The 22,834-nt window shown below is 38.7% G+C and carries 19 protein-coding genes and 1 pseudogene; all 20 read left to right on the top strand.

What is annotated here, in order from left to right; all coding sequences use genetic code 11:
- Positions 1-16: 16 nt before the first annotated feature.
- Positions 17-2,056, top strand: a complete 2,040-nt coding sequence (gene flhA, locus AS180_RS00690; RefSeq protein ID WP_025908970.1) for a flagellar biosynthesis protein FlhA — start codon at positions 17-19, stop codon at positions 2,054-2,056.
- The gene (locus AS180_RS00685) at positions 2,053-3,132 is read left to right on the top strand and encodes a flagellar biosynthesis protein FlhF (RefSeq protein WP_025908969.1); all 1,080 of its coding nucleotides are present in this window, start codon (positions 2,053-2,055) and stop codon (positions 3,130-3,132) included. Before flhA ends, AS180_RS00685 begins: the two co-directional genes overlap by 4 nt.
- Positions 3,125-3,994, top strand: coding sequence for a MinD/ParA family protein (locus AS180_RS00680; RefSeq protein WP_025908968.1), 870 nt, complete (start codon positions 3,125-3,127; stop codon positions 3,992-3,994). Before AS180_RS00685 ends, AS180_RS00680 begins: the two co-directional genes overlap by 8 nt.
- Before the next feature lie 10 nt (positions 3,995-4,004).
- Positions 4,005-5,057, top strand: a complete 1,053-nt coding sequence (locus tag AS180_RS00675; RefSeq protein ID WP_025908967.1) for a protein-glutamate methylesterase/protein-glutamine glutaminase — start codon at positions 4,005-4,007, stop codon at positions 5,055-5,057.
- 12 nt (positions 5,058-5,069) lie between these two features.
- Positions 5,070-7,070 carry a chemotaxis protein CheA gene (locus AS180_RS00670; RefSeq protein ID WP_025908966.1) on the top strand — a complete coding sequence of 667 codons (2,001 nt, stop codon included), beginning with the start codon at positions 5,070-5,072 and terminating at the stop codon, positions 7,068-7,070.
- Between the two features lie 47 nt (positions 7,071-7,117).
- On the top strand, positions 7,118-7,549 hold the full coding sequence (locus AS180_RS00665; protein WP_025908965.1) for a chemotaxis protein CheW: 432 nt from the start codon (positions 7,118-7,120) through the stop codon (positions 7,547-7,549).
- Complete coding sequence (locus AS180_RS00660) at positions 7,536-8,195, top strand: chemotaxis protein CheC (RefSeq protein ID WP_025908964.1); 660 nt, start codon at positions 7,536-7,538, stop codon at positions 8,193-8,195. Before AS180_RS00665 ends, AS180_RS00660 begins: the two co-directional genes overlap by 14 nt.
- The gene (locus AS180_RS00655) at positions 8,188-8,676 is read left to right on the top strand and encodes a chemotaxis protein CheD (RefSeq protein WP_025908963.1); all 489 of its coding nucleotides are present in this window, start codon (positions 8,188-8,190) and stop codon (positions 8,674-8,676) included. Before AS180_RS00660 ends, AS180_RS00655 begins: the two co-directional genes overlap by 8 nt.
- Before the next feature lie 55 nt (positions 8,677-8,731).
- On the top strand, positions 8,732-9,496 hold the full coding sequence (locus AS180_RS00650; RefSeq protein ID WP_062686204.1) for a FliA/WhiG family RNA polymerase sigma factor: 765 nt from the start codon (positions 8,732-8,734) through the stop codon (positions 9,494-9,496).
- 17 nt (positions 9,497-9,513) lie between these two features.
- Complete coding sequence (locus AS180_RS00645) at positions 9,514-10,053, top strand: hypothetical protein (RefSeq protein ID WP_025908961.1); 540 nt, start codon at positions 9,514-9,516, stop codon at positions 10,051-10,053.
- Positions 10,054-10,211: 158 nt separating this feature from the next.
- On the top strand, positions 10,212-10,931 hold the full coding sequence (gene rpsB / locus AS180_RS00640; protein ID WP_025908960.1) for a 30S ribosomal protein S2: 720 nt from the start codon (positions 10,212-10,214) through the stop codon (positions 10,929-10,931).
- A gap of 103 nt (positions 10,932-11,034) precedes the next feature.
- Positions 11,035-11,916, top strand: coding sequence for a translation elongation factor Ts (tsf, locus tag AS180_RS00635; RefSeq protein ID WP_025908959.1), 882 nt, complete (start codon positions 11,035-11,037; stop codon positions 11,914-11,916).
- Between the two features lie 78 nt (positions 11,917-11,994).
- Positions 11,995-12,717 (top strand): UMP kinase, encoded by a 723-nt coding sequence (gene pyrH / locus AS180_RS00630; RefSeq protein ID WP_025908958.1) that lies wholly within the window; start codon positions 11,995-11,997, stop codon positions 12,715-12,717.
- A 2-nt stretch (positions 12,718-12,719) separates the two neighbouring features.
- Positions 12,720-13,277 (top strand): ribosome recycling factor, encoded by a 558-nt coding sequence (gene frr, locus AS180_RS00625; protein WP_025908957.1) that lies wholly within the window; start codon positions 12,720-12,722, stop codon positions 13,275-13,277.
- 139 nt (positions 13,278-13,416) lie between these two features.
- Positions 13,417-14,199, top strand: a complete 783-nt coding sequence (locus AS180_RS00620) for an isoprenyl transferase (RefSeq protein ID WP_025908956.1) — start codon at positions 13,417-13,419, stop codon at positions 14,197-14,199.
- A gap of 17 nt (positions 14,200-14,216) precedes the next feature.
- Entirely contained in the window at positions 14,217-15,008 is a 792-nt protein-coding gene (locus AS180_RS00615; RefSeq protein WP_025908955.1) for a phosphatidate cytidylyltransferase, read from the top strand.
- A 77-nt stretch (positions 15,009-15,085) separates the two neighbouring features.
- A complete protein-coding gene (gene dxr, locus AS180_RS00610) occupies positions 15,086-16,237 on the top strand; it encodes a 1-deoxy-D-xylulose-5-phosphate reductoisomerase (protein WP_025908954.1) in 1,152 nt (383 codons plus the stop codon).
- A gap of 76 nt (positions 16,238-16,313) precedes the next feature.
- On the top strand, positions 16,314-17,573 hold the full coding sequence (gene rseP / locus AS180_RS00605; protein WP_025908953.1) for an RIP metalloprotease RseP: 1,260 nt from the start codon (positions 16,314-16,316) through the stop codon (positions 17,571-17,573).
- Between the two features lie 117 nt (positions 17,574-17,690).
- Positions 17,691-19,391 carry a proline--tRNA ligase gene (locus AS180_RS00600; protein ID WP_062686202.1) on the top strand — a complete coding sequence of 567 codons (1,701 nt, stop codon included), beginning with the start codon at positions 17,691-17,693 and terminating at the stop codon, positions 19,389-19,391.
- A gap of 154 nt (positions 19,392-19,545) precedes the next feature.
- Positions 19,546-22,458, top strand: a pseudogene (locus AS180_RS00595) (PolC-type DNA polymerase III); the annotation flags it as partial.
- Positions 22,459-22,834: the final 376 nt, after the last annotated feature.

The following is a 22,834-nucleotide window of genomic DNA, read 5'->3' as shown; positions in this document are numbered from 1 at the left end:
AGGAGAGAAATGATTCATGTCTGCAAGAGAGTTACCAGTTGTTATAGGTGTTGTACTCATTATTGTTATGCTTGTTATTCCGCTCCCGTCTTGGTTGTTGAGCGTGTTAATTATGGTAAATATATCTCTTGCACTGCTTGTTTTGCTTGTATCAATGAACATGAAAGAGCCGCTTGAGCTATCTGTTTTTCCATCGTTATTGCTTGTGCTGACACTTTTTCGCTTGGGGTTAAATGTATCCACCACAAGAGCTATCTTAGGTGAAGGTAATGCCGGCGGTGTGGTAGAGACATTCGGTAACTTTGTTATCAGTGGGAATCCACTTGTAGGATTTGTTGTTTTTGTTATTTTAATTATCATTCAGTTTTTAGTTATTACAAAAGGAGCTGAGCGCGTTTCAGAGGTAGCTGCACGCTTTACTCTTGATGCAATGCCAGGAAAACAAATGAGCATTGACGCTGATTTAAATGCAGGAATGATTTCCGAAAAAGAAGCCATTCAAAGGCGTGAGAAAATTCAGCGTGAAGCGGATTTTTACGGATCAATGGACGGAGCCAGCAAGTTTGTAAAGGGAGATGCAATTGCTGGTATTGTTATTACACTAATTAATATTTTATTTGGCATCATTATTGGAATGATGCAAATGGGTATGAGCATTGGAGAAGCATCCCAAACGTTTACTTTATTAACAGTTGGTGATGGGTTGGTCAGTCAGATTCCAGCATTAATGATTTCCACTGCTACAGGTATTATTGTAACAAGAGCAGCTTCTACAGGGAATTTAAGTCAAGATATTACGGGACAGCTATTTGCGTTTCCTACAATGCTATATGTTACTGGAGCGACTATTGCTGTTCTTGGCCTCATTACGCCAATCAATGATTTATTAACACTTCCATTAGCACTTTTACTAGCAGCAGGAGGTTATTACTTATCTCCTAAAAAAGCAAAACTTCTTTTAAACGAAGAAGCCGCATCAGAAGAAGAAGTGCCAGCTGATGATATGAAAAGTCCTGAGAGCGTTGTGAATTTATTGAGCGTAGATCCTATCGAGTTTGAATTTGGTTATGGTCTTATTCCTTTAGCAGATACAAATCAAGGAGGCGACTTGTTAGATCGTATCGTTATGATTCGCCGTCAGCTTGCTTTAGAGCTTGGTTTAGTAATTCCTGTTGTAAGAATTCGCGACAATATTCAACTACAGCCAAACGAATATCGGCTAAAAATTAAAGGGAATGAAATGGCAAGAGGTGATTTATTGCTCGATCATTACTTAGCAATTAGTCCTGGAATGGGTGACGATATGATAGAAGGCATTGATACAATTGAGCCTGCCTTTCAAATGCCAGCCAAGTGGATTAATGAAGCAACTAAAGAGCAAGCAGAGATGTTTGGGTATACCGTAGTAGATCCGCCTTCAGTGGTATCAACACATATTACAGAAGTAATTAAAGCATATGCTCACGAGCTAATAGGTCGCCAAGAAACTAAACAATTAATTGATCATGTAAAAGAGTCGTATCCAATCTTAATTGAGGAGGTTACCCCATCTCCACTCTCAGTAGGAGAAATCCAGCGAGTATTAGCTAAATTATTAAAAGAGCAGGTATCGATTCGGAATTTGCCAGTTATCTTTGAAGTACTAGCTGACTATGGAAAGATGACATCTGATACGGATCTATTAACAGAATATGTTCGTCAAGGATTATCTAGGCAAATTACCACCCAGTATGCTGCTGGAGAACAGCTGCTTCGCGTCATTACGCTATCGGGGAAGGTTGAAAAAGTACTAGCTGAAGGAGTTCAACAAACAGAACATGGGAACTATTTATCATTGGATCCATACGTTTCCCAAAACATTGTGGAACATATTGTAGCTCAAGTTGATGGGGCAGGGTTTCAAGATCAAACACCGATTGTTCTTTGCTCACCAGCTGTACGGATGTATGTCCGCCAGCTAACAGAAAGATATATACCTCAAGTTGCGATTTTATCATATAACGAACTAGAAGCAAGTATTGAAGTTCAGAGCGTTGGAGTGGTTGATTTATCATGAAGGTAAAAAAATATGTGGCATCTTCAATGCCGGAAGCAATGAAAGTTATTCGAGCAGAGCTTGGTCCAGAAGCGGTGATCTTAAAGTCGCGTTCTGTTAAAGTTGGTGGATTTATGGGCGTCTTTACTAAAAAGAAGTTGGAAGTAATTGCTGGGGTAGACGACCAAGTAAAAAAAACTAAAAAATATGTTAAAAAACGTACAGATGAACAGCTTATGAAGCAGATTGATGAATTAAAACAGCTTATTGCAACGGTGCACCCATTAAGAAATACTGTTGTTGAATATCCGTTGCTTGTTCAAAAAGTTATTTCATATTTGCAACATCAAGAGATCGAAGAACGATTGTTAAAAGAAGTAAGAGATAAAGTCATGGAGTTATATTATACAACACCTTCGCTAGGCGATAAGCAGGTGGTTGAATGGCTGAAAAGCTGGTTTGAAGATTACCTATCATATTCAGAACGTTCAAAAGTATTTCAAAAGAAATATATTAACGTTGTTGGTCCTACAGGCGTTGGTAAGACAACAACGCTAGCAAAATTAGCTGCGTCGTGTATTTTAGAACAAAATAAAAGAGTTGCGTTCATTACAACTGATACATATCGTATTTCCGCTATCGATCAGTTAAAAACGTATGCGTCCATTCTGAATGTTCCAATTGAAGTTTGCTATAACAATGAAGATTTTCAGCAAGCGCTTCAGATATTTAATGAATACGATATTGTGTTCATAGACACAGCGGGGCGGAACTTTTTAGACAGCCAATACATTCATGACCTCCACAATATGATGTCGTTTAATGAACACATGGAAACCTTTTTAGTGTTAGCAGCGACGGCAAAAATGGCTGATTTACGTAAAGTTTACCAACAGTTTAGTAGTATACCAATTGATTCAATTATTTTGACAAAGCTAGATGAGACCACAACATTTGGTCCAATTATTAATGTGCTAACGGAGTGTCAGCTGCCAGCTTCTTTTATGACGATTGGACAAGATGTCCCTGACGATCTAGAGAAATATACTGCTGAAAAAATAGTGGATTATCTGTTTGGAGATTGGAAACATGAATGATCAAGCAGCAGCTTTAAGAAAAAGGGTAGCAGCGGTCAAACATGGTTCTAATCAACGGACGGAGGCTAAGACATTAGCAGTCATTAGTGGAAAAGGGGGAGTTGGAAAGTCTAATTTTTCGCTGAATTTTTCATTGTCTTTACAAGAGAAAGGATATCGGGTGCTGCTTTTTGATATGGATATTGGAATGGGCAATATTGACGTATTAATGGGAATTGCTTCGACCTACACTATCGTGGATATGTTAGAGAATAAATGGCCCATTCAGCGTGTCATCAAACAAGGACCAAAGGGTCTTTCATATATTGCAGGAGGCTCTGGAATTACCTCTTTATTTGAGTGGAAACAAAATGATTTGCATTATCTAATTGATCAATTTAACTCCGTTTCTCAAGATTATGACTACTTAATTTTTGATATGGGAGCAGGAATGACAGAGGGCGTCATTGCTTTTTTAAAGGCAATGGATGACATGGTGCTCATTACTACGCCTGAACCAACATCAATTACGGATTGTTACGCTGCATTAAAGTTCTTACATTTATATGGTGTGAATGCTTCTTTTAAGATGGTAGTAAATAAGTCACTTTCTATTAAAGAAGGTGTAAACACGTATGAACGCTTTAATCAAGCAGTTAAACAGTTTTTGAAGTGCTCAATTGAATTGTTAGGAACAATAGAGGAAGACCGCTGCGTTTCTCATTCGGTAAATAGTCAGGTTCCATTCATTTTACAATATCCAAAAGGCAGTGCAAGCCAAGGAATTAAGAATATTGTAAATCAATATGCAACATCGTCTAGTACCAGAAATCACAGCGTTGGGTTTGTAGCCAAGCTGAAGAAGTTATTTCTCGAAAGGTAGGGTTTGCTAGTTGAATAAAATTAAAGTATTAATCGTTGATGATTCAGCGTTTATGAGAAAGGTTATTACTAGTTTACTAGAGGAAGACGGTAGGTTTAACGTAGTGGGGACAGCTCGAAACGGCGAGGAAGCACTAAAGAAAGCTGTGCTATTGAATCCACATGTTATGACACTTGACGTAGAGATGCCTGTGATGAACGGATTAGAGATGTTAAAAGAATTAATGAAAATTAAGCCAACTCCTGTTGTAATGTTGTCTAGTACAACGTTTGAAGGAGCAAATAATACATTTTTAGCGATGGAGTATGGAGCAGTTGATTTTGTTGCCAAACCTTCAGGTGCTATTTCACTAGATATCGACAAAGTAAAAGATGAGCTATTAACAAAACTCTATATTGCGAGCAAAGCAAATCTTCCTTTCAATTCAAAAGAATCAATTAAAGACAAGCCTGTGAAATCATCAATGGTAAGGGGAGACCGAAAGCCGTTAAAGAAAGTGGTTTGCATCGGTACATCAACCGGAGGGCCAAGAGCATTACAAGAAGTTCTAACAATGCTTCCTGCAACGATTCCAGTCCCTATTTTAATTGTTCAACACATGCCAGCTGGTTTTACGAGTTCACTAGCAGCTAGATTAGATCGGTTAGCTGCTATTTCGGTAAAAGAAGCAAGAGATGATCAAAAGTTAGAACCAGGATGTGCGTATATTGCACCCGGAGGCTACCATCTAACCGTAAAAGAATCTAAAGAAGGATTAATAACTGTTTTGGATCAGTTGTTACCGGTAAAAGGGCACCGACCATCAGTTGATACTTTGTTTCAGTCGCTTGCAGATTGTCCTAACTATGAAAAAGTCGCGGTTGTATTAACTGGAATGGGAGCAGATGGAACGGAAGGCGTTATTCATATGAAAAGCAAAGGGCAAACCATAGCGATTGCCGAGTCGGAAGAAACGGCTATTATTTATGGAATGCCAAAGTCTATAATCGCCACAAGGTTAGTAGATGAAATACAGCCATTACATTATGTAGCAAATCGTATTTTACATTACGTGCAGAAATAGGGGGAGCACTCAATGGATATGAGTCAGTATTTAGAAGTATTTATTGAAGAGAGTAAGGAACACTTACAGAATATTAATCAACAGTTGTTAGAGTTTGAAAAGGATGTTAATAATCTTAGTTTTGTAAATGAAATTTTCCGTTCAGCTCATACGTTAAAAGGAATGTCAGCAACGATGGGGTTTGAAGATTTAGCGAACCTTACTCATAAAATGGAGAATGTACTAGATGCGATTCGTAACCAGCAATTAAGCGTAAATACACGCGTTGTCGACTTAGTGTTTGAATCAGTGGATGCTTTAGACGTCATGGTGGAGTCAATCGCCACAGGTGGTGACGGAGGATATGATGTACAAGAGATTGTAACGAAACTCCAGGCTTTAGAAAGCGGAGGATTAGAAGTGGCAGCAGCTACAGAAAGTAAAGTCGTATCACCTAGTATTGTATATGATGAATTTGAAACGGACCTTCTAAACCAAGCGTTACAACAAGAATTCTTTGTATATGAGGTAACCGTTACATTAGATGAGCGCTGTTTATTAAAGGCAGCGCGAGCATATATGGTATTTGACGTGTTTGAGCAAGCTGGTGAAGTGGTTAAGTCAAACCCATCAGTTCAAGATATAGAACAAGAACAGTTTGATCAACAATTTACGGCTGTATTGGTATCAAAAGAAGAGGAAAGCTCGTTAAAGGAGCAGCTGATGCAAATCTCTGAAGTAGAGCATGTTCAGATTAATACTGTGGAGCCAAAAGAAAATGTAGCAACCGATAGTGAAAAACAAATGTCACGCCCTCAACAGTCTAATACAAAGCGTGCTGATGACCTTAATGTCAAAGAAACTGCACCAGCAAAAACTGCACCTATTAATAAAACAATCCGAGTGAACATCGATCGCTTAGATAGCTTAATGAATTTATTTGAAGAGCTAGTTATTGATAGAGGGCGCCTTGAGCAGATTTCAAAAGACTTAAATAATCAAGAGTTAGAGGAAACTGTTGAGCGGATGTCACGTATCTCTGGAGATTTGCAGTCTATTATTTTAAACATGCGTATGGTTCCAGTCGAGACTGTTTTTAATCGTTTTCCACGTATGGTTCGTCAACTGGCAAAAGATTTAGGGAAAGAAATCAACTTGCAGATTATCGGTGCTGAAACAGAGCTTGATCGTACGGTTATTGATGAGATTGGTGATCCCCTGGTCCACTTGCTTCGCAATGCGCTAGACCATGGGATTGAAATGCCGGACGTGCGTGAACAGAATGGGAAAAAGAGGGAAGGTACAGTTCGACTGAAAGCATATCATAGTGGTAATCATGTGTTCATCGACCTTGAAGATGATGGTGCAGGGATCGACCGCGATAAAATTTTAGAAAAAGCCCTGAAAAAAGGAATTGTTTCAGAAACAGGTGCTCAAGGTTTAACAGATCAACAAGTATATGATCTTATGTTTGCATCTGGTTTTTCCACAGCCGAACAAATTTCTGATGTTTCAGGGCGTGGTGTAGGGCTTGATGTTGTCAAAAATACAATTGAGTCCTTAGGTGGAACGGTGACAATTGATTCAATACCAGGCTATGGATCTACTTTTTCTATCCAACTACCCTTAACATTATCAATCATTTCAGCGTTGCTTGTTAATATGCAAGATGAACGCTATGCACTTCCATTGTCATCTATCATTGAAACAGCACTTGTAAATAAAAAAGACGTTATGAAAGCTCACGGGCAAGAAGTTATTGATTTCCGAGGAAAAATCATACCGCTATTAAACCTAAAAAAGCTGTTTGACGTACCGGAAACTTCTGAGGAAAAAGATGTTTATCCTGTTGTGATTGTACGAAAAAGTGATAAGACAGCCGGTTTAATTGTTGACTCGTTTATAGGTCAGCAAGAAATCGTTTTAAAATCATTAGGCAATTACTTAACTTCTCCGTTTGCCATTTCAGGAGCAACAATTTTAGGTGATGGGCAAGTAGCGTTAATTATTGATTGTAATGCTTTAATTAAATAATAATGTTTGGGAAAACAACGTTTTAAACCGTAGTGGAGGAGAGCGAAATGGAGACAAAATTCATTGTATTTCAGCTGGGGAACGAAGAGTATGGAATTGCAGTAGAGCAGGTTAAATCAATTGAGAAAATGCAACATATCACGCGAGTCCCTCGAACAGAAAAATATGTGCGCGGCGTCATCAACCTACGTGGAGTAGTAATTCCAATTCTAGATTTGAGAAAGCAGTTTGGCTTGCAAGAGCAAACTCATACAGATCATACACGAATTATTATTGTCATAATAAACGATATTGAAGTTGGCTTAATCGTAGACGCAGCAAACGATGTGTTAGATATTTATGATGACCATATTGAACCAGCACCTGAAGTCATCGAAGGTATTGAAGCTGATTATATAAGCGGTGTTGTAAAAGTAGAGGAGCGCTTAATAGTACTAGTGAATTTAGGAAAGGTTTTAGGTTTGGATGACCAAGAATAAAACCAACTTAGACAATTTGAAGTTTGACGCAATCCATTTAGATGTTTTGAGAGAAATAGGAAATATTGGAGCTGCTAATTCAGCCACGGCCCTTTCTCATTTGGTAAAAAAAAGAATTGAGATGCAGCTTCCAAGCGTAAAAGTTACTGATATAAACGAAGCGGTTGAAGAAATTGGAGGTCCTGAGCGAGTAGTAGTGCAGCTATTATTACAGATTAAAGGAGATATTCAAGGTAGCTTGTTTTTTCTATTATCAGTAGATGATACGAAGACATTACTAGGCTATTTATTAGATGAACCTTCAATAGAAATTGAAAGTTTGAATTTCCTTGAATCAGAATTAATGCGGTCTACGCTATATGAAATAGGGAATATTTTATGTGGCTCCTATTTAACTGCTCTTGCAGATTTAACAAGCCTTCATATCTACCCTTCATTACCAGCTGTTTGTGTAGATATGCTTGGTGCTACGATGACGAGTGGATTACTGGAAGAAGGGTATCAGATGGAATCGGTTTTAATAATTGAAACAATGTTACAAGAACAAGCGCACTCTTCCGTTATGAAAGGGAATTTCCTCCTTGTTCCAGACAACGATTCTATTCAACCATTATTTCAAGCATTAGGAGTACCATTGCATGGATAAGCATATTGTAAAAGTTGGTATTTCAGATATGAATGTTGTGCAAGGACCTGATTTAATTCGCACAGCAGGATTAGGCTCGTGCGTAGGAGTTGTATTATATGATGACATCTTAAAGGTAGCGGGTCTAGCTCATATTATGCTGCCGGATTCTCGGCATGTGAAAGAGTCATTCAACCGGGCTAAGTATGCAGATACAGCCATTATTGATTTGATTGAAATGCTCGTACATTTAGGTGTAAATAAAAGACACTTATGTGCCAAAATAGCAGGTGGTGCGCAGATGTTTCAATTTACTTCAAATAATGATTTTATGAAAATTGGCGCTCGAAATATTATAGCTGTGGAGCAGGAGTTAAAACAGCATCATATTAGGTTAATATCAAAAGATGTGGGAGGAACAAACGGCAGAACAATTGAATTCGATCCCACAACTTCACGACTAATGGTTCGAACGGTAAACAAAGGTGTGGTTGAAATCTAGCCAGTAAGCTAAAAGGGTAGCTATTTATTGTACGAAAGAAGGGGGAGAAGCCGTCATGACAAGTGTAAATGTAATGGATGAAAAGAAACGGTGGGAAAAATGGTCAAAAGAACGAGATGAAGAGGCTGGTAATTTGCTTGTGAAGCAATATATGCCGCTTGTCAATTACCATGTGCAACGAATTGGAGTGGGTTTACCTCGAAATGTACATAAAGAAGAGTTAAAAAGCCTTGGCTTAATGGGGTTGTATGATGCACTTGAAAAATTTGACCATAAACGTGATTTGAAATTTGATACGTATGCATCGTTCCGTATCAGAGGTGCTATTTTAGACGGATTAAGAAAAGAAGATTGGCTCTCTAGAAGCGCACGTGAAAAAGCCAAAAGAGTGGAGCATACGATTGAAAAACTTGAACAACATTATTTACGAAATGTTACTGTTCAAGAGATTGCTAGTGAAGTAAAGATGACAGAAGAAGAAGTCATTCATGTGATGAATGAAGGTTTTTTCACTAATGTTTTATCAATTGAAGAACCAATAAAAGAGCATGATGAAGGTGATCACCAATCGTATACAATCCGTGACGAGAGAATGATTACTCCTGAAGACCATCTTTTAAAAGAAGAATACTTTGCGGAACTGGTTCGGGTAATTGAAAAGCTTAATGAGAAAGAGCAGCTTGTCATTTCATTATTTTATAAAGAAGAATTGACGTTTACTGAAATTGGACACGTTTTAGGTTTATCCACATCACGTATTTCACAAATACACTCAAAAGCTTTGTTCAAACTAAGAAATACGTTAAATAAAATGATGTAGGTTAGAGGGATTTTACAATGTATATCTTATTAATGATTAGCTTTGTTTTACATAGTGTGACGCTTCTAGTTATTTGGCGGTTGCGTCAGCAACTGTATTCGGTAAATGCTTTAGAAAAAAAACAGCGTGAAATAATAGAGGAAATGGATAGCACAATGGCGACTTATTTAGCGGAAGTGGATGCTCAAAACGATGCTTTTCTACTAAAGGTGCAGCAAAGAATGAAGCGAATAGAAGCTGAACAGCCAGGTGTGTCTATAACAAAACCACCTTCTGATGAGGAAGGGAAAGAAAAGTTAGATATTGCTTATCAAAAAATAGATTTAAAAAGCGAACCACAAGAGTCTTTTGCAGAACTTCTTCAACAAGAGATGACCGAAGAAGTTGAAAGAAGTGAAAACGAACTGACAAAGGAAGAAGCTAGTAAATTATCTAGAAATGAAGTACAAGAAATTGCGCTTTCTCTGCAAAAAAAAGGTTTAACAATCGAAGAAATTGCGAAAAATCTATATAGAGGGAAAACTGAAATTGAGTTATTATTGAAATTTCAACAATAAACTGCATTTTAGGCTTGCTTGTGAAAAGTGAGTGTGCTATATTTGTTTTTGGTGTTAATACACACGCTCATTGATTTAGTCATTGGTGCTACGCTTTGTAGTTTTGGCTAAAGATGAAATGAGCGGAGGATAATCAAAACCATTAGGAGGAAAAACACATGTCAGTAATTTCAATGAAACAATTACTAGAAGCTGGTGTACATTTCGGTCACCAAACTCGCCGTTGGAACCCAAAAATGAAGAAATATATCTTCACTGAGCGTAACGGTATCTACATTATCGATCTTCAAAAAACAGTTAAGAAAGTAGAAGAAGCTTACCGCTTCGTTAAAGAATTAGCTGCTGATGGCGGTACTATGTTATTCGTAGGTACTAAAAAGCAAGCTCAAGATTCTGTTAAAGAAGAAGCAGCTCGCGCTGGTATGTACTTCGTTAACCAACGTTGGTTAGGTGGTACATTAACAAACTTCTCTACAATCCAAAAACGTATTAAGCGTTTAAAAGACATCGAAAGAATGCAAGAAGACGGTACTTTTGAAGTACTACCTAAGAAAGAAGTAGTTCAACTTAAAAAAGAGTTAGAGCGTCTTGAGAAATTCTTAGGCGGTATCAAAGATATGAAACAACTTCCTGATGCATTATTCATCATCGATCCTCGTAAAGAGCGTATCGCAGTAGCAGAAGCTAAAAAATTACACATCCCAATCGTTGGTATCGTAGATACAAACTGTGATCCAGACGAAATTGATTATGTAATCCCTGCAAACGATGATGCAATTCGTGCTGTGAAACTTTTAACTTCTAAAATCGCTGATGCAATCTTAGAAGCAAAACAAGGTGAAGAAACAGCAGTTGAAACTGAAACAACTACTGCTTAATTCCACGAAAGGTGATAAGAGGGAATAGCCTTTTATCACCTTTTTTTGAAAAGATTTAATTAATTGATATAGAGTACATACCCAAATAAGGAGGCTATTTATTATGGCAATTACAGCTCAAATGGTAAAAGAATTACGTGAAAAAACTGGCGCTGGTATGATGGATTGTAAAAAAGCATTAACTGAAACTGGCGGTGACATGGAAAAAGCAATCGATTTCTTACGTGAAAAAGGTATTGCTAAAGCGGCTAAGAAATCTGATCGTATCGCTGCTGAAGGTTTAACTTACATCGAAACACAAGGTAACGAAGCAGTTATCCTTGAAGTAAACTCTGAAACAGATTTCGTTGCGAAAAACGAAGGTTTCCAGAAGTTAACAAAAGAACTTGCTGCACATATCTTAGCTAACAAACCAGCTAACGTTGAAGAAGCTGTTGCTCAAAAAATGGAAAATGGAGCTACTGTAGAAGAGCACATTAACTCAGCAATCGCTACAATTGGTGAAAAACTTTCTCTACGTCGTTTCGCTGTAGTAAGCAAAACAGATGCTGACGCATTTGGTGCTTACTTACACATGGGTGGACGTATTGGTGTATTAACAGTATTATCTGGTACAACTGATGAGCAAGCTGCAAAAGATGTTGCAATGCACATCGCTGCTATCAACCCTAAATATGTATCTCGTGACGAAGTTTCTGCTGAAGAGACTGAGCGTGAGCGTGAAGTATTAACACAGCAAGCATTAAACGAAGGTAAGCCAGAAAAAATCGTTGCAAAAATGGTTGAAGGTCGCTTAAGCAAATTCTTCGAAGATATCTGCTTATTAGATCAAACATTTGTTAAAAATCCTGATCAAAAAGTTCGTCAATTCGTTGAGAGCAAAGGTGCAACAGTAGAGAGCTTTGTACGCTTTGAAGTAGGAGAAGGTATTGAGAAGCGTCAAGATAACTTTGCTGAAGAAGTAATGAGCCAAGTTAAAAAGTAAGAATGTGATTAAATGGGGAACACTCTGTGTTCCCTTTTTCAAAAAAATGGATCTCACCGTTGACGATGGAGGTTAGGCATGAGTCAAGCAAAATATAATCGTATTGTATTAAAATTAAGTGGCGAAGCATTAGCAGGAGAAGACGGATTTGGTATTAATCCTTCTATCATTAAGTCGGTTGCAGAGCAAGTGAAAGACGTTTATGACTTAGGCGTTGAAGTAGCAGTAGTCGTTGGTGGTGGAAACATTTGGCGTGGTAAAATTGGTAGCGAAATGGGAATGGACCGTGCAGCTGCAGATTACATGGGCATGCTTGCAACTGTTATGAATTCACTAGCACTTCAAGATAGCTTAGAGAACATTGGAGTACAAACTCGCGTTCAAACATCTATCGAAATGAGACAAGTTGCTGAACCATACATAAGAAGAAAAGCGGTTCGTCACCTTGAGAAGAAACGCGTTGTAATCTTTGCAGCAGGTACAGGAAATCCTTACTTCTCTACTGATACGACAGCTGCGTTGCGTGCGGCTGAAATTGAAGCAGATGTAATTCTAATGGCGAAAAATAATGTTGATGGCGTATACAATGCTGATCCGAAACTAGTTCCAGACGCAGTAAAGTATGAAACATTAACATACATTGATGTCTTAAAGGATGGACTAGCTGTAATGGATTCGACTGCTTCTTCTCTATGCATGGATAATGATATTCCGCTAATCGTCTTCTCGATTACGGAAGAAGGAAACATCAAACGTGCCGTAACAGGCGAAAATATTGGAACAATTGTAAGGGGGAAATAATGATGGCAAAACAAGTGTTGCAAGATGCAAAGGAAAGAATGGAAAAAGCACTTCAGTCATATAGTCGTGAATTAGCTTCAATTCGTGCTGGACGTGCGAGTGCTTCATTATTAGACCGCGTGACGGTTGAATATTATGGTGTTCCAACACCAATTAATCAACTTGCACAAGTTAGCGTACCGGAAGCTCGTATGTTGGTAATCCAACCTTATGATAAATCACAGCTTGGTGAAGTGGAAAAAGCAATTATGAAATCTGACCTAGGCCTAACGCCAACAAGCGATGGTTCAATCATCCGTTTATCAATTCCTGCTTTAACAGAAGAGCGTCGTAAAGAGCTTGTTAAAACAGTGAAGAAAGCGTCTGAAGATGCGAAAGTAGCAGTTCGTAATATTCGTCGTGATGCAAACGATGACCTTAAAAAGTTAGAGAAAAACGGTGAAATTACAGAAGATGATCTTCGCGGATATAGTGATGATATTCAAAAGTTAACGGATGACCACATTGCTAAAGTTGATAGCGTGACAAAAGATAAAGAGCAGGAAATTATGGCGGTATAAGTCATTTCAATGTAAAATATATTGTAAAAGACCCTCTATTGTTTACAGGGGGTTTTTTTGTTAATAATGTGTAGTAAGACAAAATATCGAATGACAAAGAACAAAATGTCAATGAGAACATACAACGGGGGACCTTTGCATGTTAAAAAAAATTCAAGCATGGAAAAAAAGTCAAGATCCAGGCACACAGTCTTTTGAGGAACGAAAAGAGCGAGTGAAGAAGCAGGCTGTACCAGAACATATTGCAATTATTATGGATGGTAATGGGCGCTGGGCACAAAAAAGAGCACTTCCTAGAATGATGGGACATCATGAGGGAATGAAAGTCGTTCGACAAATTACAAAAGCAGCAAGTCAATTGGGCGTTAAAGCGCTAACTTTATATGCTTTTTCAACAGAGAACTGGAAACGACCAAAGGTGGAAGTAGAATTCCTTATGAAGTTACCTGAGGAATTTTTAACGACTTTTTTACCGGAGCTGATTGAAGAAAATGTTCAGGTGCGCATTATGGGAGATAAGAGTGAACTACCTTCTCATACATTACGTGCAGTTGATAAGGCAATTGATGAAACAAAAGATAATACAGGCCTTATTTTGAACTTTGCACTTAATTATGGAAGTCGACATGAAATCGTTAAGGCTGTCCAGGCTATTGCGAAGGATGTTGAATCTAACAATTTAAATCCTTCTGAAATTAATGACGAATTGTTTTCTTCGTATTTAATGAGTAAGAGCTTACAAGATCCAGATTTGTTAATTCGAACAAGTGGTGAACTGCGCTTAAGTAACTTTATGCTTTGGCAGTTAGCTTATACTGAATTTTGGTTTACAGATGTATTATGGCCAGATTTTAAAGAAAATCATTTAATTGAAGCAATTGAGGCGTTCCAAAATCGTGGGCGTCGCTTTGGTGGAGTCTAAGAGGGTGTTGAACTAACATGAAACAAAGAATCATTACAGCCATTGTTGCACTAGCGGTGTTTGTTCCTATTGTCATGATTGGTGGCATGCCATTTACTGCTTTAATGTATTTGTTAGCAACAATTGGTGTTGTTGAACTGTTAAATATGAAAAAAATCAAACCATTGTCTTTTCCCAGCATTATCAGTTTCCTACTAACGTGGGTGTTTTTACTACCAAATAGCTCAGATGTTGCATTTCAAATGGTAAGTGAACATAAAGTAGAAGTAGCTCTATTTGCTACGCTGTTATTATTAATGTATACAGTAGTTGTAAAAAATGTATTTACATTTGATGGCGTAGGTTTTCTTTTATTAACGACCATTTACGTAGGGCTAGGCTTTCACTACTTTATTGAAGTTCGTGCAGAGCATGGGTTAACATATTTATTTTTCGCATTTCTTTTAATTTGGGCAACTGATTCTGGCGCTTACTTTATCGGACGAGCAATGGGGAAGAGAAAGCTGTGGCCTGAGATTAGTCCTAATAAAACAATTGAAGGCTTTGTTGGTGGAGTAGTATGTGCATTAGTAGTTGCGGTTATTTTTAAAGTCACGTCGGGCATTGAGCAGTCCATGGGCGCAGTACTTTTAATTGGAATCATCATCTCTTTGTTTGGACAAATGGGAGATTTAGTACAGTCGGCATTTAAACGACATTATGGAGTAAAAGATTCAGGTAAACTCTTACCGGGGCATGGAGGAATACTAGACCGATTTGACAGTCTGCTATTTATTATGCCAATTCTGGCGTTTCTTTTATCTCTCTAGTAGAACCATAATTAAAAATAGCTAAGGCTTGTCTACTCAGTAAAAACATGTCTTTGAAGTAATGGGAGTGAATATATTTGAAGAAACTTTCTTTATTAGGTGCTACAGGTTCGATTGGACTTCAAACAGTTGACGTTGTTCAAGCTCACTGTGATTCTTTTGAACTTGTAGCTATGTCATTTGGTCGAAATGTACAAGAAGCACGCAAGATTATTCAAGTATGTAAGCCATCTCTTGTCTCACTTATGAACAAAGAAGACAGTGAAACACTGCAGGCGGAGTTTCCAAACGTAACGTTCATGTATGGTGAAGAAGGTTTGGTGGCGGTAGCGACACACCCGGAAACGGAAGTAGTAGTGAATGCCGTTGTGGGAAGTGTTGGATTAGTACCAACGCTTGAAGCGATTAAAATGAGAAAAACAATTGCGTTAGCCAATAAGGAAACGTTAGTTACAGCAGGCCATATTGTTATGAGTGCGGCTAAGGAGTATGGAGTGGACATTTTACCAGTAGATAGCGAGCATTCAGCTATTTTTCAAAGCCTTCAAGGGCAAGATGATAAAGCAATCGATCGTTTAATCTTAACAGCTTCTGGCGGTAGCTTCCGAGATAAAACAAGAGAAGAGTTAAAAGGTGTAACCGTTCAAGAAGCGTTAAATCATCCAAATTGGTCGATGGGCGCAAAAATTACAATTGACTCAGCTACTATGATGAATAAAGGACTAGAAGTCATTGAGGCACGCTGGCTTTTTGATATTCCGTATGAACAAATTGATGTATTATTACATAAAGAAAGTATTATTCATTCAATGGTGGAGTTTGCTGATACTAGTGTAATTGCACAGCTTGGAACACCAGATATGCGCGTGCCAATTCAATATGCGTTAACCTATCCAAAACGCTTACCGCTGCAGGGCACAGATCGTTTAAGCTTGGCTGATATTGGACAGCTACACTTTTCGAAAATGGATCAAGACCGCTTTAGATGTTTGCGTTTTGCTTTTGAAGCAGGTAAAGTAGGCGGTACGATGCCAACGGTTTTAAACGCAGCAAATGAATCCGCTGTTCAGGCCTTTTTAGATGGGGCTATTACGTTTTTAGAGATTGAAGATGTGATTGAACGAGCAATGAATGAGCATCAGGTTATAAAAAATCCTTGCTTGTCTACAATAAAAGAAGTAGATTTAGAAACAAGAAAACTTGTAAACCTTTTAGCTCGTACTAATTAAAGTTAGTATGATAACTTAAGAAGGCGTACATTTCTGATTAACGTTTCACCTTATCATAAGAAGGGGGGCATACCCATTGAATACGGTCATTGCGTTTATTATTATCTTTGGTGCTCTTGTCTTTTTCCATGAGTTAGGGCATTTAATTTTTGCGAAACGAGCTGGAATTCTATGCCGTGAATTTGCTATCGGCTTTGGGCCGAAAATTCTTTCGTTCAAACGAGATGAAACAGTCTATACAATTCGCTTATTGCCATTAGGTGGATTCGTACGTATGGCCGGGGAAGATCCGGAAATGATTGATGTGAAACCGGGTCAGGTTATTGGCTTACTGTTTAATAATGATGAAAAGGTAGAAAAAGTCATTATTAATAATAAAGAGCAATATCCAGATGCTAGAGTGATTGAAGTAGAGCATGCAGACTTAGAGCATGAAATGGTTATTAAAGGATATGAATCAGAAGATGAAGAACGATTACACACCTTTAGAGTAGCTGAAGAGTCGTACTTTATTGTTGATGGTGATGAGGTTCAAATCGCACCGTACAGTCGTCAATTTGCTTCCAAAACATTGGGACAACGTGCTATGGCTATCTTTGCAGGTCCTTTAATGAACTTTGTGCTAGCTTTCGTTATTTTTGTGGTGCTAGGGATTTCACAAGGCTATGCAGTTGATAAGCCGGTACTTGGTGAATTAACAAAGGACGGCGCTGCTATTGAAGCGGGCTTGAAACAAGGTGATGAAGTACAAGCAATTGATGGTGCAGCTGTTTCGACATGGCAAGATGTTGTTGAAGTCATCCGTAAGCATCCAGAGCAAGAGATTACGTTCACTGTTAATCGCGGTGATGAAACGCGTGAAATAGAGGTAACACCGGATAGTCGTGAAATGGGAGAAGAAAAAATCGGTTTAATAGGTGTGTATGCACCTGTTGAAAAGTCGGTAATTGGCTCTATCACAAACGGCGCAACTGAAACAGCAACGTGGATGAAAGAAATTGTGACTGGGTTAGGAAAGCTAGTGACAGGACAGTTTTCACTTGATATGCTTTCAGGTCCTGTTGGTATTTATGCAGCTACTGACCAAGTGGCACAGTCAGGTATTTACTACCTAATGAAGTGGGCGGCTGTTTTAAGCATCAACTTAGGAATCGTGAATCTATTACCTATTCCGGCTTTAGATGGTGGACGTCTCGTGTTCTTTGCAGTTGAAGCAGTACGGGGTAAGCCGATTGATCGTCAAAAAGAAGGTGTAGTTCACTTTATTGGATTTGCGTTACTTATGCTATTAATGCTTGTAGTAACGTGGAATGACATTCAAAGTTTCTTTTTATAAAAACAAATAGGGAATACGTGATGAACAAAGGTAAGCCCCTGTAAATAGGGGCTTACTGTGGTTGTAAAAGCGTGATAAACTATGAAAATAGAGAAGTGAGTAAAGAGGTGCAAGGTTATGAGACAAAGTGCAACATTAATTCCTACATTAAGAGAAGTACCTGCTGATGCAGAAGTAAAAAGTCATCAGCTTTTAGTGAGATCAGGCTTTATTCGCCAAAATGCTAGTGGTGTATACAGCTTCTTACCTTTAGGTAAAAAAGTGCTTCAAAAGGTTGAAGAAATTGTAAGACAAGAAATGGAGCGTGCTGGCTCAGTTGAATTGCTAATGCCTGCACTTCAACAAGCAGAGTTGTGGAAAGAGTCTGGCCGTTGGTATTCATATGGACCAGAATTAATGCGTATGAACGATCGCCATAGCCGTGAATTCGCTTTAGGCGCAACGCATGAAGAAGTTATTACAAGCTTGCTTCGTGATGAAGTAAAATCATACAAAAGATTACCTTTAAACCTATATCAAATCCAAACAAAGTTTCGTGATGAAAAACGTCCGCGTTTTGGACTATTACGTGGTCGTGAGTTTGTGATGAAAGATGCTTATTCTTTCCATGCTTCACAAGAAAGCTTAGATGAAGTGTATGATAAGATGTACGAAGCATACAGCCGCATTTTTGAGCGTTGCGGATTAAACTTCCGCGCAGTTATTGCAGATTCAGGGGCAATGGGTGGAAAAGATACGCATGAGTTTATGGTGCTATCTGAAATCGGTGAAGATACAATTGCTTATTCAGATACATCTTCTTATGCTGCAAATATTGAAATGGCTCCAGTCGTAACGCAGTATAAGAAATCAAACGAAGCACCTGTTGAACTTGAAAAAGTAAATACGCCTGATGCGCGCACAATTGAAGAAGTTGCATCGTTTTTAAATGTCGAAGCATCATCATGCATTAAGTCGCTGCTATTTAAGGTAGATGATCGCTTTGTGTTGGTCTTAGCTCGTGGAGATCATGAGATTAATGATATCAAAGTAAAAAATTATTTTGAAGCAACAGTTGTTGAGCTTGCAACGCCAGAGGAAGCAAAAGAAGTGATGGCAGCTCAAATTGGTTCACTTGGTCCTATTCAAGTAAGCGAGAAGATTGAAGTAGTCGCAGATCATGCAGTAAAAGCTGTTGTAAATGGCGTATGCGGAGCAAACGAAGATGGTGTTCACTACCAAGGCGTGAATCCAGAGAGAGATTTTACAGCAACATATGAAGACTTCCGCTTTATTCAAGAGGGAGACGCTTCTCCAGATGGACAAGGTATTATTAAGTTTGCTAAAGGAATCGAAGTGGGTCACGTATTTAAATTAGGTACGCGCTATAGCGAAGCAATGGGCGCAACATACCTAGATGAAAATGGCCGTTCTCAGCCAATGATTATGGGCTGTTACGGAATTGGTGTATCGCGTACATTAGCAGCGATTGCTGAGCAGTTTAATGACGAGAAAGGTTTTGTGTGGCCTCAAGCTGTTGCGCCTTATCATGTCCATGTTATCACGGTAAATGTGAAAAATGATGAGCAGCGCAAGCTTGGTGAAACGTTATATAACCAGCTATTAGATCGTCGTGTAGAAGTGCTGCTTGATGATCGACAAGAACGTGTAGGAGTTAAATTCGCAGATTCAGATCTAATTGGAATTCCAGTGCGCGTTACGGTTGGTAAACGTGCCTCAGAAGGAATTGTAGAAGTGAAAATGCGTCAAACAGGGGAATCATTTGAAGTCCATGTTGATGAAGTAGAATCAAAAATTATGGAAATGTTAGCTAAGTAATTTACGCTAATTTTAAAATCGCTCAATGCAAATATGACAAGTTTCGTATTTGCAGTTGAGCGATTTTCGTTTGATTTTATAAGCATTGCATCAACAGCCGATGCTAGGTTTATGTTAAAATGAAGTGCATTATTTTTTAAAGGAGGCAGAAGTTTTGGGAGAACAAACGCTAGGAAAAAAAGAGCGTTTTAAGCTACTGCTGCAGCAGTTAGAGTTAACGAGTGACCAAGTTGTTCCTTATTTTGACCAAGCCTCAATTGAGAAGGTAGTCATTAATAAAGAACAAAAAAAATGGCACTTTTACTTTCAATTTCAACGAGTGCTTCCGTTTAATGTGTATGAGCTTTTTCAAACACGTATTCGGTCAGCTTTCTCACATATAGCAAACGTCTCTTTTTCTATTACAGCAGAGACGAAAGAATGTACACAGGACGACATTCAAAGCTACTGGCAACATTGTATCAGTGAACTTCAAGGTATTTCGCCTTTACTTATGTCGCTTTTACAAGGACAAAGGCCAACGCTAAATGGTGTAAAGCTAGTATTAAATGCAAGACATGAGGCGGAAGGAACGGCTCTGCGAAAAAAATATGGTCAGCTAATTGCCGACCAGTATTCGTCCTATGGTTTTCCACAGATGCAGCTGGTAACAGAGGTTGTGCATTCTGAGGAAGCTTTTCAACAGTTTGTTGAGCAGCGCAAGCAGGAAGATACAGAAAAAGTGCTTCAGGCCATTACTGAAATGCAGAATAAAGAAAACGATAAAAGTGATGGGCCAGATTTACCAAAAGGTCCGCTTACAATCGGTTATACAATTAAAGATGAAGTGGTCTCACTTGATACCATTGTTGATGAAGAGAAGAGAATTGCTGTACAAGGCTATGTATTTGATGCTGAAACAAGAGAGCTTCGAAGCGGCCGTACGCTATTAATCTTTAAAATTACAGACTATACAAATTCCATTATGATTAAGATGTTCTCACGCGATAAAGAAGATATTCCACTGCTTCAAGCAATTAAAAAAGGCATGTGGGTGAAAGTACGAGGCAGTGTACAAAATGATACGTTTGTACGCGATCTTGTTATGATTGGAAACGATGTGAATGAAATTTCACCAATTACAAGACAGGATAAAGCTTCTGATGACGAAAAGCGTGTTGAGCTTCATCTCCATACACCGATGAGTCAAATGGACGCTGTAACATCGGTGAGCACATTGGTTGGTCAAGCTAAAAAGTGGGGACATAAAGCCATTGCCGTAACGGACCATGCTGTAGCACAGTCTTTCCCTGAAGCATACGGTGCGGGAAAGAAAAACGGGATTAAAATTTTATATGGTGTCGAAGCAAATCTCGTGGATGACGGTGTGCCGATTGCATATAATCCTCAAGATGTTTCGCTTCCAGATGCCACGTATATCGTATTTGACGTAGAAACAACTGGTTTATCAGCCGTGTATGACACGGTCATTGAGCTGGCTGCTGTTAAAATGAAAGAGGGAGAAATCATTGATAAGTTTGAAAGCTTTGCTAACCCGCATCACCCTCTTTCAGCTACGACAATTGAGTTAACGGGTATTACGGATGACATGGTACAAGATGCGCCAGATGCTTCAGAGGTCTTAAAGAAGTTCAGCGATTGGATTGGAAATGACATTTTAGTTGCACATAACGCGAGCTTTGATATGGGCTTTTTAAATGCAGGATTACAGCGAGCTGGATTTGAAAAAGTACAAAATGGTGTGATTGATACCTTAGAGCTAGCAAGGTTTTTATATCCACATATGAAAAATCATCGTTTGAACACGTTAGCGAAAAAGTTTGATGTAGAGCTAGTCCAGCATCACCGTGCGATTTATGATGCTGAAACAACTGGTTATTTACTAGTCAAAATGTTAAAAGATGCGTTTGAACGTGATATCTTAAATCATAATCAGCTTAACGATTATATGGGAGAAGGGAATGCTTACCAGCGCGCACGCCCGTATCATGTAACGATGTTGGCTCAAAATGAAACAGGCTTAAAAAACTTGTTTAAGCTCATTTCAATTTCTCATTTAAACTATTTCTATCGTGTACCGCGTATCCCGCGTTCCAAACTTCAAAAGTTTCGAGAAGGGATTTTAATCGGGACTGCTTGCGACCGCGGTGAAGTATTCGAAGGAATGATGCAAAAAGGTATCGATGAAGTGCAAGAAGCGGCAGAATTCTATGATTACATTGAAGTACAGCCGCCTGAAAACTACAAGCACCTCATCGAACTAGAGCTGGTGCGAGATGAGCGAGCGTTAAAAGACATTATTAACAATATTGTGAAGCTCGGTGAAAAGTTAGAGAAGCCTGTAGTTGCTACTGGAAACGTTCATTATCTGAATCCAGAAGATAAAATATATCGAAAAATATTAATTAGTTCACAGGGTGGCGCTAATCCGCTTAATCGTCATCAGCTACCGGACGTTCATTTCCGCACAACAGATGAAATGTTGGAGTGCTTCTCATTTTTAGGTGCTGATAAAGCCAAGGAAATTGTCGTAGCCAATACGCAAAAAGTTGCTGATATGATTGAAGAAGTTAAGCCGATTAAAGACGACTTATATACGCCGAAAATTGAAGGTGCCGATGAAGAAATGAGGGCGATGAGCTATGCGATGGCTAGAAGCATCTATGGAGACGATTTGCCTGAAGTTGTTGAAGCAAGGTTGGAAAAAGAGTTAAAAAGTATCATTGGTCACGGCTTCGCGGTTATTTATCTAATTTCTCATAAGCTTGTAAAGAAATCGCTAGATGACGGCTATCTCGTTGGGTCGCGTGGTTCTGTCGGATCTTCATTTGTAGCGACGATGACGGAAATTACCGAAGTAAATCCACTGCCGCCGCACTATGTTTGCCCTTCATGTAAGCATTCGGAGTTTTTTGATGACGGTTCGGTAGGTTCTGGATTTGACCTCCCTGATAAAAGTTGCGTCGAATGTGGCACTCCGTATAAAAAAGACGGACATGACATTCCGTTTGAAACGTTCCTTGGTTTCAAAGGAGATAAAGTACCGGATATCGATTTGAGTGCGTCACGTTGCTAATTGAAAAGATTAGCCACTAGCTATAATGCTAGGAGAACTACTATTTCGAAGTGTGGAATGATGGGGTAACGCCCTGAAACACACTCACTGAAGCTGCGGCAGGCATAAGAAGTAATGCAAAAACAACTTTTGTCTGAAGCCCGCTAAAGTAGGCTGAAGGTCACCCTAACAGTACGGCTGAGGAAAGGGAGCTATAAAGCTTCTGTGAACGATAGGTCTGGTGTCTATAAAATCTATATGGTTAGAATCAGTAGAATAACTGGGACGAACCCTCGATTGACTTCTCGTGAATGTCACATATCAGAAATGATATGGGTTCCTAATAGGAATTTTGAGTGTGGATGAGTAAACGTTTGGTTATGAAAGT

The sequence above is a fragment of the Priestia veravalensis genome, from assembly GCF_001457055.1.
Classification (GTDB): domain Bacteria; phylum Bacillota; class Bacilli; order Bacillales; family Bacillaceae_H; genus Priestia; species Priestia flexa.
Note: the sequence above shows the minus strand (reverse complement) of the source record. Positions and strands in the feature narration are given on the sequence as shown.

Coding starts and splice junctions, on each gene's coding strand:
- flhA (WP_025908970.1), top strand. CDS start 17: ATGTCTGCAAGAGAGTTACCAGTTGTTATAGGTGTTGTACTCATTATT.
- AS180_RS00685 (WP_025908969.1), top strand. CDS start 2,053: ATGAAGGTAAAAAAATATGTGGCATCTTCAATGCCGGAAGCAATGAAA.
- AS180_RS00680 (WP_025908968.1), top strand. CDS start 3,125: ATGAATGATCAAGCAGCAGCTTTAAGAAAAAGGGTAGCAGCGGTCAAA.
- AS180_RS00670 (WP_025908966.1), top strand. CDS start 5,070: ATGGATATGAGTCAGTATTTAGAAGTATTTATTGAAGAGAGTAAGGAA.
- AS180_RS00665 (WP_025908965.1), top strand. CDS start 7,118: ATGGAGACAAAATTCATTGTATTTCAGCTGGGGAACGAAGAGTATGGA.
- AS180_RS00660 (WP_025908964.1), top strand. CDS start 7,536: ATGACCAAGAATAAAACCAACTTAGACAATTTGAAGTTTGACGCAATC.
- AS180_RS00655 (WP_025908963.1), top strand. CDS start 8,188: ATGGATAAGCATATTGTAAAAGTTGGTATTTCAGATATGAATGTTGTG.
- AS180_RS00650 (WP_062686204.1), top strand. CDS start 8,732: ATGACAAGTGTAAATGTAATGGATGAAAAGAAACGGTGGGAAAAATGG.
- AS180_RS00645 (WP_025908961.1), top strand. CDS start 9,514: ATGTATATCTTATTAATGATTAGCTTTGTTTTACATAGTGTGACGCTT.
- rpsB (WP_025908960.1), top strand. CDS start 10,212: ATGTCAGTAATTTCAATGAAACAATTACTAGAAGCTGGTGTACATTTC.
- tsf (WP_025908959.1), top strand. CDS start 11,035: ATGGCAATTACAGCTCAAATGGTAAAAGAATTACGTGAAAAAACTGGC.
- pyrH (WP_025908958.1), top strand. CDS start 11,995: ATGAGTCAAGCAAAATATAATCGTATTGTATTAAAATTAAGTGGCGAA.
- frr (WP_025908957.1), top strand. CDS start 12,720: ATGGCAAAACAAGTGTTGCAAGATGCAAAGGAAAGAATGGAAAAAGCA.
- AS180_RS00620 (WP_025908956.1), top strand. CDS start 13,417: ATGTTAAAAAAAATTCAAGCATGGAAAAAAAGTCAAGATCCAGGCACA.
- AS180_RS00615 (WP_025908955.1), top strand. CDS start 14,217: ATGAAACAAAGAATCATTACAGCCATTGTTGCACTAGCGGTGTTTGTT.
- AS180_RS00600 (WP_062686202.1), top strand. CDS start 17,691: ATGAGACAAAGTGCAACATTAATTCCTACATTAAGAGAAGTACCTGCT.